Source organism: Streptomyces sp. NBC_00273 (genome assembly GCF_036178145.1).
GTDB lineage: Bacteria > Actinomycetota > Actinomycetes > Streptomycetales > Streptomycetaceae > Streptomyces.
Genome location: NZ_CP108067.1, coordinates 9,603,314 through 9,617,004, shown reverse-complemented (window position 1 = coordinate 9,617,004; position 13,691 = coordinate 9,603,314). Strand labels below are relative to the sequence as shown.

At 69.2% G+C, this 13,691-nt stretch carries 13 protein-coding genes; 6 read left to right on the top strand and 7 right to left on the bottom strand.

All coding sequences use genetic code 11. The features are described from left to right. Positions 1-115: 115 nt before the first annotated feature. From OG386_RS43290 to OG386_RS43275, 4 genes are all read left to right on the top strand, one after another. Positions 116-271: a hypothetical protein gene (locus tag OG386_RS43290; RefSeq protein WP_328792781.1), complete on the top strand. Its 156-nt coding sequence runs from the start codon at positions 116-118 to the stop codon at positions 269-271. Between the two features lie 418 nt (positions 272-689). Continuing rightward, the gene (locus OG386_RS43285; protein ID WP_328792780.1) at positions 690-2,408 is read left to right on the top strand and encodes an amidohydrolase; all 1,719 of its coding nucleotides are present in this window, start codon (positions 690-692) and stop codon (positions 2,406-2,408) included. Between the two features lie 716 nt (positions 2,409-3,124). Further along, positions 3,125-3,751, top strand: a complete 627-nt coding sequence (locus OG386_RS43280; RefSeq protein WP_328792779.1) for an SMI1/KNR4 family protein — start codon at positions 3,125-3,127, stop codon at positions 3,749-3,751. A 142-nt stretch (positions 3,752-3,893) separates the two neighbouring features. Next, positions 3,894-4,190, top strand: coding sequence for a hypothetical protein (locus OG386_RS43275; RefSeq protein WP_328792778.1), 297 nt, complete (start codon positions 3,894-3,896; stop codon positions 4,188-4,190). Positions 4,191-4,691: 501 nt separating this feature from the next. Here the strand turns inward: OG386_RS43275 and OG386_RS43270 are convergent. The 5 genes from OG386_RS43270 to OG386_RS43245 all read right to left on the bottom strand — a co-directional run bounded on the left by OG386_RS43270 (position 4,692) and on the right by OG386_RS43245 (position 9,769). Beyond that, on the bottom strand, positions 4,692-4,982 hold the full coding sequence (locus tag OG386_RS43270) for a hypothetical protein (RefSeq protein ID WP_328792777.1): 291 nt from the start codon (positions 4,980-4,982) through the stop codon (positions 4,692-4,694). A 633-nt stretch (positions 4,983-5,615) separates the two neighbouring features. Continuing rightward, positions 5,616-6,056 carry a hypothetical protein gene (locus OG386_RS43260; protein WP_328792776.1) on the bottom strand — a complete coding sequence of 147 codons (441 nt, stop codon included), beginning with the start codon at positions 6,054-6,056 and terminating at the stop codon, positions 5,616-5,618. Positions 6,057-6,266: 210 nt separating this feature from the next. After that, positions 6,267-7,874, bottom strand: coding sequence for a hypothetical protein (locus tag OG386_RS43255; RefSeq protein ID WP_328792775.1), 1,608 nt, complete (start codon positions 7,872-7,874; stop codon positions 6,267-6,269). Then, complete coding sequence (locus OG386_RS43250) at positions 7,871-8,473, bottom strand: hypothetical protein (RefSeq protein ID WP_328792774.1); 603 nt, start codon at positions 8,471-8,473, stop codon at positions 7,871-7,873. Before OG386_RS43250 ends, OG386_RS43255 begins: the two co-directional genes overlap by 4 nt. Before the next feature lie 309 nt (positions 8,474-8,782). Then, positions 8,783-9,769, bottom strand: coding sequence for an alpha/beta hydrolase (locus tag OG386_RS43245; RefSeq protein WP_328792773.1), 987 nt, complete (start codon positions 9,767-9,769; stop codon positions 8,783-8,785). A 176-nt stretch (positions 9,770-9,945) separates the two neighbouring features. Here OG386_RS43245 and OG386_RS43240 point away from each other — a divergent pair, with 176 nt between their 5' ends. Further along, a complete protein-coding gene (locus tag OG386_RS43240; RefSeq protein ID WP_405790569.1) occupies positions 9,946-10,521 on the top strand; it encodes a helix-turn-helix domain-containing protein in 576 nt (191 codons plus the stop codon). Positions 10,522-10,750: 229 nt separating this feature from the next. On the opposite strand, the gene OG386_RS43235 is transcribed toward OG386_RS43240, so the two are convergent. Further along, positions 10,751-10,927, bottom strand: coding sequence for a hypothetical protein (locus OG386_RS43235; protein ID WP_328792771.1), 177 nt, complete (start codon positions 10,925-10,927; stop codon positions 10,751-10,753). Positions 10,928-11,365: 438 nt separating this feature from the next. Then, positions 11,366-11,872, bottom strand: coding sequence for an N-acetyltransferase (locus OG386_RS43230; protein ID WP_328792770.1), 507 nt, complete (start codon positions 11,870-11,872; stop codon positions 11,366-11,368). 282 nt (positions 11,873-12,154) lie between these two features. Here OG386_RS43230 and OG386_RS43225 point away from each other — a divergent pair, with 282 nt between their 5' ends. Beyond that, positions 12,155-13,603, top strand: coding sequence for an NF041680 family putative transposase (locus tag OG386_RS43225; RefSeq protein ID WP_328792769.1), 1,449 nt, complete (start codon positions 12,155-12,157; stop codon positions 13,601-13,603). The last annotated feature ends 88 nt before the right edge of the window (positions 13,604-13,691 follow it).

Here is a 13,691-nt window from a genome sequence, read left to right as displayed (position 1 = left end):
CTGGACCGCCGAACGCCGCCGCCGCTACGCCAACGACCTCGGCTCCCACGTCACCCTCGCCGGCGTCACCGCCCGCTCCAACCGCCAAAAGCCCGACCAGGACCCGGCCACCTGGATGCCGATGCCCGCGGTCCACTGCCGCTACCTCGGCGAAAGGGTCGCCACCAAGCACCGCTGGGGCCTCGCCATCGACCCCGCCGAACGCGAGGCCTTGCTGCGTTACGCGGCCGACTGCCCCAACGCCCGCATCACCTACGACCCTGCTACCTGACCAACTGGCGGTGGCCGGGGGCGGGTCTGGGTCCCAGACGGGTGCCACGCCGCGCACCCCGGGGGATGCGACCGCGAGCCAGGTCCAGTGTGGCGCGCCCGGAGCTCATTGCCACTCTCCGAGGGCCCGGTCGACCTGGAGATCGGGACCATCGACCACGTCGACCCGGAGACCAGGGGCGAGGAGCTGGTCACGCTGAGGTTGTCGGCTGGCATCAGGGCCGGGCTGGTCCGGGGCCTGATGTGCTACCGCCACACCGGTGACCTCGGAGACGGCTTCCTTGCCCCCTCTCCTGGCCCGGTACCCCGACCGCGCTGCCCCGTTCCAGTGAAGTCCGGCCGTCCTCGGCGAAGTTTGCCCACGTCGCTTCTAGGCTCTGGGCCGGTTTCACCATCCTTCTACCGAACGGGAGACCAGCATGGCCGAGCAGGCCGACCTCATCCTCCACGGCGGTGACATCGTCACGCTCGCGGAGCGCGACGACGAACGGGGCGAAGCGGTGGCCGTCAAGGCCGGCACCATCGTCTTCGTCGGCCCAGAGCAGGAGGTGCTCGAACGCTGGCGCGGCCCGCAGACCGTCGTGCGCGACCTCGGGGGCCGCGCCCTGCTGCCCGGGTTCATCGACGCGCACGGGCACCTCGGAGGCATCGGCCTGCAGGCCGTCATCGCCAACCTGCTCGCCGACCCGGACGGCGACGTCACCGACCTCGCCTCTCTGAAGGACAAGCTGCGCTCCTGGGCTGCGGGCCCGGTGGGTGCGGCCTCCGATTGGATCACTGGTTTCGGGTACGACGACGCGATGCTCGCCGAGCGCCGGCACCCCACCCGCGACGACCTCGACGAGGTGTCCACGGACCGCCCGGTGCTCGCCATCCACCAGTCCTTCCACCTCGGCGCGGTGAACAGCCTCGGCCTGAAGCGGCTCGGCTACTCGGCCGCCACGCCCGACCCCGAGGGCGGGGTGATCCGGCGGCGCGAACTCGCCGTCCCGCCCTCGTACGGCGAGCCCGACGGCGTGCTGGAGGAGAAGGCGTTCACCCCGGCCTCGGACCTGGCGCTCGTGGGGCTCCCGGAACGGGAGCTGCTGATGCTGTTCTCGACGGGCGCGGCCACGGCAGCGAGCTTCGGCTTCACCACGGTGCAGGAGGGCGGCACCACCCTCGCCAACCTCCAGGCGCTGCGTGACACGGCCGCCGCCGTGCCGCTCCCGGTCGACGTGGTCGCGTACGTGAAGGCCGACGAGGCGATCTCGTCCACGCTCGACGACCCGATCGGGGTGAGTGACGAGTACGTGGACGGCGTCCGCGCGGCCGGCGTGAAGCTGGTCCTGGACGGCTCGCCGCAGGGGCGCACCGCGTGGCTCACCGAGCCGTACCTGACGCCGCCGCCCGGACAGCCCGAGGGCTACTGCGGGTACCCGGCGGTGCCGGACGACGCGGTGGTGGCCAAGCAGATCGGTACTGCGGTCGAGCGGGGCTGGCAGGTTCTGGCGCACGTCAACGGCGACGCGGCGATCGACCAGTTCCTCAAGGCGGTCGCGGCCGCCGGGCCGGGCCGGCGGCCGACCGTGGCGATCCACGCGCAGACCGCCCGCGAGGACCAGGTCGACGTGTTCGCTCGGCTGGGAGTCCTGCCGTCCTTCTTCTCGATGCACACCTACTACTGGGGCGACTGGTACCGCGAGACCGTCCTCGGCGAGAAGCGGGCGGAGAGCATCTCCCCCGCCCGGTGGGCACTCGACAGGGGCCTGCGCTACACCTCGCACCACGATGCCCCGGTGGCGCTGCCGAACTCGATCGCCGTGCTGTCCAGCCAGGTGACCCGCCGCACCCGCAGCGGCCATGTCCTCGGCCCCGACCAGCAGGTCTCCGCCCTGGACGCGGTTCGCGCGATCACCATCAACGCCGCCCACCAGTACGGCGAGCAGGACCGCAAGGGCAGTATCGAGGTCGGCAAGCTCGCGGACCTGGTCATCCTCAGCGCAAACCCGCTGACGGTCGACCCCGAGCAGATCCGCGACATCAAGGTGATCGAGACCATCAAGGCCGGCACCACCGTCCACCCGCCCGCACCCACCGACCGGGCCTGCGGAACCCCCTCGACCGCACCCACCCCGCAGTGGGGCTGCTCCTGCTGAACCGGCGCGCCCCTGCCCCACCACGCCCGGCGGCTGCGGCCGCCAGGCGTCCAGATGTCGCTGCGGCCAGCCGCTGCCAGTCACACCCCCTGACGCTCGTCAGCCTGCGCTACTTGTTTCCGATCCCGTGATTTGGCTGCTTGGACGGCCTAATCTAGTGGGGTGTCTGCTGCCGCTGGCCGGGTTGGTGAGCGTCGGTGCCGGGGGTGTGACGAGGCTCTGGCGCCGGTGGCTGGCCTGGGTGCGGTGTTCTGTTCGTCGGCTTGTCGTTCCAGGTCATGGCGCCGCCAGCAGAGGCTGCGGAAGCGGCTGGCGGCCGTCCGGGACGGGGCCGGCCTGATGGAGTGCACCGTCTGCGGGACGAGGTGGGTCGCCGGGCTGGACCGGCGGTCGAACGCCGTCTACTGCTCGGGCCGGTGCAAGGTGAGGGCCTGGAGGGCCCGGAACGATTCGTTCGGCGAACAGTCACAGTAACCGCAACGCGAACGCCCATCCGGTCACGCTATGTCCAAGTCCGTTCAGTTCAACGGGGTTCGTTGCGATCAGTGGGGTTTCGGTCTGACGCTGTGAGGGCGGCGGACCGCGTTCCGTCACGGCGTTTGGTGCCGTGCCCGGTCCGCTCGGGGTGGTGAAAGCCCACCTCGCGCGGCCCAGAGCCGGCCGCAGTCTGAGTGCTCCCCTGAGGTTGTCAGTACCCGGTGGCAGGATGCTGTGCCATGACAGCATTGATCAGTGAGTCCTGGACCCGAATCGAGAACTGGCTGGCCGAGCACGCCCCAGCAACCTACTCCGCGTTGGCGCCGCCCGCGGACCCGGCGGACATCGTCGCAGCCGAACGCGTCATCGGACGGCCCCTGCTGAAGCCCTTGAGGATGTCTCTGTTGCGGCACGATGGTCTCGTCGGCCACGGATTTTCGCTGCTTCCAGGGTTCTACAGACCGCTGAGTGCGCGCGAGATAGTGGTTGAGTGGCAAAGCTGGGCCCGCTACTACGACAAGCCTACGGTGGACGGGATAGGCGAGGAGGAGTTGGACTACGACTTCATGAGGATCGGGTCCAGCTTCTACATGTACGGACATCCGCAGGTGATCCCCATCGCGCGGGACATCTGCGGAGGGCTCCTCGTACTGGACCACCGTCCCGAGATCGACCGGGGGCGCGTCCACAATGCTGACGCAGAGGAAGGCATTTCGCGTCAGTCGCATGAGATGTGGACGTCCCTGCCAGTGCTCATGGAGACGATCGCTACGTCGCTCGAGACCAACCAACCCCTCGACCGCGACATGCCCGTAGTGGACGAGGATCAAAGGCTCCGCTGGGACTCCATATCTCTGCAGAGTTGACGGACTTTGCATTGGTCATGACACGGCAGCGAGCAGTGAGGTAGGGGGCTACTTCGGAGCGAGTGGAGACCATCTCACCTGTGACCAGCAAGTTACGGGACAAGTCTTAGGCGCGTTGGAGGACCGTCGGGAGGGAACTCTGTTGTTCGCCCGGTTCGTTCTGCTTCAGATGCTGCTTGCCCAGCAGAGGAAGGTTGCCTACAAGCAGGAGAAGGGGCATCCGTTCGACGTCCGGTTGGCCGCGATGGTGGATCACCATCTGGCGAACGACATCGGTGATTTCCAGGGAAAGCCGAAGAAGGACGGCTCAGTGAGGTGGGTACCGAGCTGGTATCGGAAGGACACGGCCGAACTTGCCAGGCTGTCGTCGGATCCCATGCGCGCCCACCCGTACAACATTCCATTCCGGGTCTGGTCGGAGCAGGCTCATGTGCCGTGACAGAAAACGACCGGTCGAGCATCGAAGCCGTCCTGTTCACAGCCATGTTCTTCTTGCGTCTCTGGCTCGAGCTGCCGAACATCCCTGCGCCGCACGAGCGTGTGGCCCCGTGGTTGCGTGAGTTGAGCTCCCTGAGCGGTGGGCCCGACCTTCCACCTCGTCCTGGACTGCGGAGGAAGTCTCTGCGTGATGGTCGGGCCGTCCAATCAAACCGGCAAGATTATGGACGCCGGGGGGCGGGCCGACAGGCTGGCTGGCTGGCTGGCCCGACGGCGTCCTGCTGGGCATCGAGCTGGGCGTGCGTTCGACGGCGACGTCATGGGCAAGTAGTTGGCCCAACAGAAGCAGCCGAGGGCCCTTCGAGGTCCGCCGCGTCCCCACTACGAAGGGCTGGCGGGCAGGTGGCCGAGGAGCCATCTACCGCACCGTGGCCATCCGCACGCACCCCAGCATCCGCAGCTCATCGGCACGCCGACCCTTCAGGCTCTTCGGTTCCCGGCATCAGTACTTGGCCGACGGGCCCTCGGTCGCCTCGTCATCGGGCGTCTGGTGTCTCTCCACCAACTGATCGACTTCCTGGGGAACCGAGTACAGCGCGTCCAGAACCAGACCCCATGCCCGGTCCCGCAGCTCCTCCGGCACCTCGTTCTCGATCTTCTCCGCAAGCCTGTCGATCTTGGAGTGGACGTCATACTCGGTGCCTGTTGTCGGTGCGGTCACCACTGCCCACACCAGTCGGCCCGCCCCGACCGCCGCTCGACCTATGCTGCCAAGCACCGATCCCACATCCATCTGCGCTCCATCCCTTGACGGTTGGCGTCCTGACGCCGCGAGAACTGTCTCAGTATGCGGGGCCGGGCCACCGCGTCGTTTCAGGCGGTGGCCCACCTCGCTCCGCAACAGAGCTTCCCTACAGTGCAGGCCGGGTCCAGGAGCAGGTCCTTGAGGGGAATGGCGACCTCGCGAGCGGGTTTAACCGGTGCTTCCAGTGGCCTCGAGGTACATCACGGCGGTGACCGCAGCCCCAGCCCCGCCTCGCAACTGAACTCCACGAGGCATGGACACCGCCCTGTACTGGATCAACCACCCCGCCAACACCACGACCAGCGCATAGGAACACTCAACGAACCTGATCACCACTCGGAGAAACTGACCACAGTTGAACAACGCTCACTCCACCTGATCAAGTGCCAGCTCAGCACGCACCCATCCCCTCATCTCCTCTGCCACCGAGCCGTTGCGACCGGGGCTTGAAGCGCTACCACCACCAGACACCAAACTGATCAGCCCAGGCCAAATCACGACCTACTGATCAGAGAGTCCGCCCCTGGACAGGCCTCCCGCACCCGCGGCGCAACGGGCGCGGCGGGCGCAACGGCGGTCAGATGACCACCATCTCGACGCGAGTGTGTGGGTGGTCCCCGATCAGCGGCGGCCGGTGGCCAGGATGACGAGGAACTGGCCGCCGCCCGCCTGGATGTCGGCGGTCACCGGCAGCCCTGGTAGCAGTCGGGAGAACCGGTCCACCAGCCAATCCGCCGCCTCTTGGGCGTCCTTCTTGGTCGGACAACGGCCCACCATCTCGCGGCCACCCTTGCGCTCCAACCTCTCGGCGACGGCGATCAGCGGTGCGGGTTCGACTACGTACAGGCGCTCCGGCCAGGCGATGACCACCTTCACCGCACCCTTGCGGGTGTTGCACCCGCGGTGCGCGAGCCGCTCGGCCACCTTGGCCTTCCGGTCCGCGGTCCGGCTGTCGACACTGGGCCCCCGCGGGTCGTTCACCGACTCGTCGGGGTCGACCGGTTCGTCACACACCCAGCAGCGCCAGCCGTCGCGCTCGGCCACATCATCAAGGAGACTCATGCGAGCAAACTAGCCTGCCCGGCCGCCACCCGCGCACCAAGGCCCTGGCGTGAACGGGCATGTCCATGACAGCCGACCATCTTCGGGATTGGCGCCCGACGGCAGCAACCTGCTCGCCTCGTGACAGCCAAGATCACTACAGCTGGGCAGCGCGAGCAGGGACACCCGCGCCGTCCTGGCTGACGCCCACCCGCTGCCACCCACACACATTCACATCCGGCTCGGCGAATCTCGGCGTCGAGAAGGCTGTGCGTCCAGTAAAGGCTGCCGCAGCCTCCGGGCCACGTGGGGGGCGGCAAGGCGTTCCAGAAGGCGTGGGGCCATCGCGCAGTACGTCGCGTGGGAAGGCGCCCTGCCGGTGCAGCCACCGCGGTGCCCTCTGCCGCTGCGCCCCGGGGCCTGGGGCACAGCGGCAGCGGATCTCAGGCCCTGGCGGCGGTACATCACGTGCAGCTTGTTGTTGAAGGACGCGGCGGCCGGTGCGTCCTGGATTTTGGCGCCGGGGATTTGGTGGGCCTCCTTGAAGGTGCCGTTGTAGTGGCCTGCCCAGAGGGTGCCGTCCAGGCCGCGCGCGAAGAAGTGCAGGGTGCCTGTGTTGTTGGCGAGCGCGGGGGCGTGGGTGGAGCGCCACCTGCCGACGGCGCCCTGGCTGACCCAGTTGCCCCCGTTGACGCCGCCGTTGATGCTGGTGTGGATTTGCTGGTTGATGGTGGCGACGCGCCAGAGTCGGTCGCCTTGCGGGGCCATGGCGACGTGGCTGGGCACCTCCCAGTGGAGGTGGTCCCCGCCCCATCCGCTCCAGGTGCTGCCGTTGTAGAGGCTGTGGTGGAGCGTGTTGTGGGCGCCTACGTGGGTCAGCCACGCCCGTTCGGCGAAGGTGCCCAGGGCCGGGGCCTGCTTCGCGGCTCCGGGAAGCTTGATCGGTGCGCTCCAGCCCTGCGACGGTGTGAAGGTGCGGGTGTAGATGCCGCCGTCCTTTCCGGTGACGGCGTAGATGAGTTTGCCGTGGGCCCAGGTCAGGGCCGGGGCGAACCAGCTCTGGTCGCCGCCGATCTGCGCGGGTGTGGTCCAGTTGCCGTTGCTGTCCATGCTGGCCCACATGACCGCCTGGTCGCTGGGTCGCAGGTAGCAGGCGTAGAGCCGGTCGATGTAGGGGCTCAGGGCAGGGGTGGTGATGGTGCGGAAGGGCAGGGGTTGCGGTGTTCCCCAGCCGGTGGCGCCCCGTACGGCGTATTCCAGGGTGCCTTCGGCGAAGGGCACCGGGGTGCCGGTGTACTTCACCCGCAGGTCGTGGGAGCCGTCTCCGTTGAACCTCCAGGTGGTGCCGCCGCTGCGGGAGAGCATCGCGAGTTCGTAGCGGCCCATCCCGATGGCGCGCTGGCAGGAGATGTCGCTGTAGTTGCGGAACTCGTCGATGAGGAGGAGGAACAGGCCGACGGTGGTGCTGGCGATCGACACCCACACGGGAAGGACGTGGGTGATGAAGTCATCGAAGGCCAGTGCCTTGTTGAGCTGTTTCATCGCGTCGTTGAGCGCCTTGGTCAGGGCCGCCCACCAGGCGTCGTTGTCCTGGTCCTTCTCCCAGCAGATGACGTTCACACCGAGGTAGTCGCCGGTGGTGCTCCCCTCTAAGAGGACCCTGTTACTGAGGGAGAAGTGGCGCGTGTTGCCCTTCTCGACGGCTCCGAACTCCTCCGAGGTGAAGGTGCGGCCTCCGGAAGCGGTGCCGGCGGAGGCGGCCCAGAAGATCTCGTCCCTGCCGCCTCCCTGGTCGCCCACCGCCCTTTCGACGTAGAAGCTCTCCGCCTCCAGCTTCACCCCGTACGACTGCGCGACACCGTGCCCGTGCCCTCGCCGAATGTTTGCGCGGCGCCGTCCTGCGGGGCGTCGTCGAGGCCGAAGGTCTCACCGAGTACACCGAACGCGGTGACCGCGAACTTCGCCTCCCGCATCGCCTCCAGGAACGCCGGGGCGTCCTCATGGCGGTCCGCAGCCCGCGGGTCGACGATCTGGACGTTCGGAGCCGCCATCGCGTCCGCGGTGATCTGCGGAAGGTCTGCCCGCAGGTCCTCGATCGAGTAGCCCTCCTCCGCGGAACGGCTCGCGAACGTCTGCGGCACGACCGCCAGCCGGCCTCCCGCATCGACCGCCTCGCGGTAGACCCCGCCCCACGCCTTCAACTCCTCCTCGGACAGCACCGTCCCCACGGCGTCCAGGACCAGCTTCTCCAGATCGGTGGGCTCGTGCCCCTGCCGCATCCTGTCCGCACCGTGCAGCATCGCCCCCACCAGCACGTTCCCGAACGCACCCTGCCCCAGAGCCCGCCCCACACCCTCCTTGGCGCGCGACCCCGACAACAGGCCCCGCAGCCGCTCCAGCCGGTCATGCTCCGTCGGCTCCACCCTCTGCTCAGTCACCAGAAACTCCCCACACCAGCGATTCACAGTGACGGATCAGTCACTCAAAGTGAACGCTAGAGCGCCCTAAAACCTTGAACCCGCCATAGCCCCCAATCAGCCGCAAACCGACTGGATACACCTTCGTGCCCCGGACTCAACGTCCATGCCCAGCGAAGCCGGGCAGGATCCGTCAGACGGTCGGGGGTCACAGGGCCGCAGTCCGCACAGCCAGTCCGTGGAGGTTGGGGGTGACGCCGAGGACGGGCACGACGCCGTTGCCGACCCACGCCGGTGCCGGGGTCGGCGCCCTGAAGCAGCGCGTCTGGTTCAGCCCTGGAGGGTGGTGAGCCAGTCGGTCAGCATGCGGTTGACCTCGTCGGGGCGTTCCTGCTGGATCCAGTGGCCGCAGCCTTCCAGCAGGTGGGAGGCGGACAGGGCGGGGAGGGTGGAGGGGTAGGCGTTGATGGCGTCGGCCATCCAGGTGGTGGAGGCGTCCAGGGTGCCGCCGATGAACAGGGACGGCTGCTTGATCGGGGCTCCGCGGTGGGGGGCGAGGTCCTCCCAGTCACGGTCCATGTTGCGGTAGCGGTTGAGGGCGCCGGTCAGGCCGGTGCGCTCGAACTCCGCGGCGTAGACGCCGAGGTCGTCCTCGCTCAGCCAGGCGGGGAGCCTGCCTGCGGGGAAGCGGTCGCGCAGCCGGCCGCCGTGGGCGACGAAGTGCGGGGCGGGCTCGCCCTGGGCGGGCATGGTGTCGGCGGACAGCGCCGCGTAGAAGCCGGCCAGCCAGCCCCGGACGTCAGGCTCGATCTCCGCTTCTGCGCGGCCGGGCTCCTGGAAGTAGGAGACGTAGAACTCCTGCTCAGGGCCGCCGATCTGGCCGAAGATGTCGGTGGGGCGGGGGCCGCCCGGCGGCGCGTAGGGGACGCTCAGCAGGCCAACGGCGTGGAAGACCTCCGGGTGGAGCAGGGCGGAGGTGGCGGCGATGTTGGATCCCCAGTCGTGGCCGATGACCACAGAGCTCTCCTCCCCGAGGGCGCGCACCGCGGCGACGTTGTCCTCCACCAGGTGGAGCATTCGGTAGGCGTCGGTCGCGGCGGGCTTGGAGGAGCGGCCGTAGCCGCGTACGTCGATCGCCGCCGCCCGGTAGCCGGCGGCGGCGAGGGCCGGGAGCTGGTGGCGCCAGGAGTACCAGGACTCGGGGAAGCCGTGCACGAGCAGGACCAGCGGGCCGGCGCCCTGCTCGACCAGGTGCAGGCGACCGGCCGGGGTCTCGATGGTGCGGTGGCGGAGCTCGGCGGTCGGCTCGGGCTGCATGAGCTTCTCCTTCGGTCGCGGGCGGAGGCGGGTACCCGTCGATCATGCGGCGCGGCGGTCGCCCGACGCGATCAGCGTTGCCATTCTGGCAAGCTCGCAGGACGGGCGGTGGAGCGGTGCGGCCGGAAGGAGCGGGAACGGTGACAGGCGACGAACTGGACGGCACGGCGGCGGCGATGGGGCCCAGGCTGCGAGCCGCGCGCGAGCGGCACGGCGCCACGCTCGCCGGTATCAGCCGTGCGACCGGCATCTCGCCGAGCACGCTGTCGCGGATCGAGACCGGCCGGCGCAAGCCCACCCTGGAGGTGGTGCTGCAGCTGGCGAAGGAGTACGGCGTCTCCCTGGACGAGCTGGCCGGTAACGCGCCCGCCCCGGTGGCCGGGCCGCGCACCTCGGCGCCGCTGAGCTTCGGCGACGACAAGGCGGTGCTGCCGCTCACCCGGTACGTCGGCGGCTTGCACGCCCACAAGCACGTACTGCCCGCCGTCGAGGATCCGCCCGCGCGGCCCCGGCAGGTCTCCCACGAGGGCTACGAGTGGCTGTGCGTCCTGTACGGGCGGCTGTGGCTCGCGCTGGGCAGCCAGGATCTTGTCCTGGCCGCCGGGGACGTCGCCGAGTTCGACACCCGCACCCCGCACGGGGTGGCGAACGCCGGCCCCGGCGGTCCGGTCGAGTACCTGATCCTGTTCGGGCCGCAGGGCGAACGACTGCGGCCGCGGACCAAACCGACCCCCGGTCGCGAAACCCGGTAGCCCGCGGCCCCGGTGTCGGCTGCGAGGTTCCAGCGCAGCTCGGTCGCGGTCCACTGAGCGACGTACTCGCAGTGGTAGCCGCCGGCCGGCGCGGTGGCCGGCGTCAGACTCATCCGGGACTCCTGCACTGTCATCTGGCGTGGTGTCACCACGGTATCGCCCAGCCCGGAGAGCGAGATCCGCTCCGGCCCGAAATGCCAACAGGGCCCCGATGCTGTGCTGCGTGCCGTCACCGGTCCTGCGCGGTCAGGAGCATGACCAGGGCCTTGGAGTAGGCGGTGCCGAGCGCTGTGGCCACCGTCTCGGCGGACATGCCGTCGTCGGAAGCGCGCCAGCGGCCCTCCGCCGACGCGGGAGACGATCCGCTCCAGCACCCCGGCGAAGCGCAGCGCGGCCAACGGCGCATCCGCGGAAGCGGCGTTCAGCTGCTCGGCCATCTCAACCAACGACGCAGCCAGCGGCTCGGGCAGGGGCACGGCCGCCTCACCGACCACGGACAGGTGCGCGGTCCAGTCCGCGAGCGGTCCCGACAGGTCGACGTCCGCCTCCTACAGGGGCCGGCTACCGACCGTTGCCCGGTCCAGCGGGTCTTCTGCAGCGCCGCGCCATCCGCACGCACACACCGCCCGGAGCGCGCCGGCGTGCGCGTCCCCAAAATCCACCGTCCACCAGTCCCACTCCACCAGCACACCGCCCTCGCCCACGTTCCCGCCGACAGACCGGCCGGATCACGTCTGCGACCCTGCCCCGCCCAAAGGCCCTTCTCGCATGCGCCGAGCACCCGACGACCACCCAATCGAGACGGCCGTTCGAGTACCAAGCCCCCAGGGCATTACGACAGAAGCTACTTACGCGTCGGGGTGTTCGGCAGGGCGAGCCAGTCCGACCAGGAGATCTCTCGGCCGAGGAAGCGCGGCTGCTCGAACGGCCAGTCGGCGGCGATCCACCGCGGCACCAGCTCGTCGAGGGCCTGCTCGACCTTGCTGTCCACCAGCTCGTCCACCACCCACCAGGAGATCTCGCCGTCCGCGCCGGCCCTCTCCGGTGGGTCGATGTAGACGCAGCCGAGCAGAGCTGTCTCCGCCGCGTCGAACAGCGCGTAGTTGAAAGACTGGTGTGCGGCGATCTCCTTCTCGTGCCGCAACAGGTCGGCCTGGTCGGCCTCGTAGGTCATGGTGGCTGCGGGCCAGCCCCAGGCTGGGCCGTAGATGGTCCACAGCCGCTCGCGCGAACCCATCACAGCCGGATAGTCGAGCGGGGTGTCCGCCTCCCGGATCGGCCGCAGGTGATGACCACTGCCCGGCAGCGGTACCAGGACGGGATGGACGAAGTTATCGGGGAGCCAGCTCATAGCGCCCGACCGTAGCAGCGCGCGGCCGTCCGCTCCCCTGGATTTTCCCCGTATACCGCCAGGTCCTGCTCTCATGCCGGGCAGTGCCCGCGATCACCCGATCGAGACTCCCGTTCGATCGACAGACTCCATGATCGGTATGGCAACGGCTTCTGAGCTTGACGTTTAACCTCGCAGGTCACCCGACCTGCTGATCTGCGGTTCTTCCCGGGACAGCAGGGGCGGCCGTTCTCCACGCTTCGAGATGTCGAGTCACGAGGCACCAGAGAACGGCCGCTGCTGATGAGTTTCCCTGCCGCCACGTCCGCAAGCGAGGCGTTGGACGTCTTGTCCCGCTTTCGGGTTGAGTTCTACGAGAGCCTGTACGCCCGCGCGGACGTGCTCTTCGAGCTGACCGACGCGGTGCTGTGCACCGATGGCCCGGTCAAGACACTGGTCGAGCTTTCCCTCGCGCATGAGATGCGGCGCGGGCACGGCGCCCTGTACGCGGCTTTGGACAAGGGCTGGTGCGAACCGGCCCGTATGCGCCGGGCACTGGCCGACCTCCCGCTGCCCCGCGTCACCGACGGCCGCATCGCGTTGGCGGTGGATGTCTCCAATTGGCTGCGTCCCGACGCGAACACCAGCCCTGACCGGCTCTTCTGCCACGTCCACGGCCGCCGCGCCGACCGCAGCTGCGACCAGCTGATCCCCGGCTGGCCCTACTCCTTCGTCGCGGCCCTCGAATCGGGCCGCACCTCCTGGTGTGCCCTGCTGGACGCCGTCCGCCTGGGGCCGGCTGACGACGCCACCACGGTTACCGCCGCCCAGCTGCGTGAAGTCGTCACCCGCATTATCGCCGCAGGCCACTGGCACGACGGTGACCTCGACATGCTGGTTGTGATGGACGCCGGCTACGACAGCGCCTACCTCTCCCACGCCTTGGCCGATCTGCCCGTGGTTCTGGTCGGGCGCCTGCGCTCGGATCGCGTCATGCTCCGCGACGCGGGCCCGTCCCGCTCCGGCCCTCGGGGTGGGCGGCCGCGCAAGCACGGCGGCGTGCTGACCTTCGCCAAGCCGGAGTCCTGGCACGCACCGGCGGTCACCACGTTGACGGACACCACCCGCTACGGGAAGGCGGAGGCGATGGCCTGGGACCGCATGCACCCCCGCCTGACCCATCGCGGACCCTGGCTGGAGCATGCCGCAGAAGAACTCCCGCTGCTGCACGGCACGTTGATCCGTCTCACCGTGGAACGACTGCCCGGCGAGGCCACCCCCAAGCCGGTGTGGCTGTGGTGCTCGGCCACCGGCGCCGCCCCGGCCACCGTGGACCTGTGGTGGCGGACGTTCCTGCGCAGGTTCGACATCGAGCACACCTTCAGAATGATCAAGCAGACACTCGGCTGGACCGCACCCCGTGTCCGTCACCCCGCCGCGGCCGACCTGTGGACCTGGCTGATCATCGCCGCACACACCCAGCTCCGCCTCGCCCGCCCCCTCGCCGAGGTCCTACGCCGCCCCTGGGAACGCCCCGTGAAGACCGAACGGCTGTCCCCAGCCCGCGTCCGGCGGGGGTTTCGCAACCTCCGCCGGAAGGCGGCCCGTCCCGCAGCCGCACCGAAACCGGGCAGGCCCGGCCCTGGGCGTCCGCCCGGCAGCCGCAACCAGCACAAGGCCCGCATCCAGGACGTCGGCAAGACCGTGAAACGCGCCGAAACGATCAAGGAACACGAACAGCAGCGAGGTTAAACGCCAAGCTGAGCCTCACAAACCGCACCGTGAGAACCCGTGGAGACTCGCCGGAAGAAAAACCCCCGAGGACGCCGGCTGGGGAAAC